General features: G+C 54.7%; 1 protein-coding gene. It reads right to left on the bottom strand.

All coding sequences use genetic code 11. The features are described 5' to 3' along the window. The coding region (locus AC0IYH_RS32750) for a DUF2388 domain-containing protein (protein ID WP_471838532.1) at positions 1-185 on the bottom strand (185 nt) is incomplete at its 3' end. Positions 186-254: the final 69 nt, after the last annotated feature.

Below are 254 nucleotides of genomic sequence, written 5' to 3'. Positions count from 1 at the left end.
TTACTTGCGACATAACTGCTGGCGTCATCCTGCGCAGGGATGATCATCTTGTTGTCCTTGAACGTCAGGTAGGTCGACGCAGTGGTCGCACCCGACGAGAGGATATCGCGCAGGTTGGCGGAGAATGCCTGGGAGGATGCGGCCAAGAACAGGCCGGCGAACAACAACGAACTTAAACGGCGCATAGCAGTAACTCCTGTTGATTTTCCTATTGCTTAGGAGTGTGCAGCGCTGCGACTGGTTCCACCGTATTC

The sequence above is a fragment of the Pseudomonas sp. AC463 genome (genome assembly GCF_979253585.1).
This window is presented reverse-complemented; position numbering and strand designations above follow the sequence as displayed.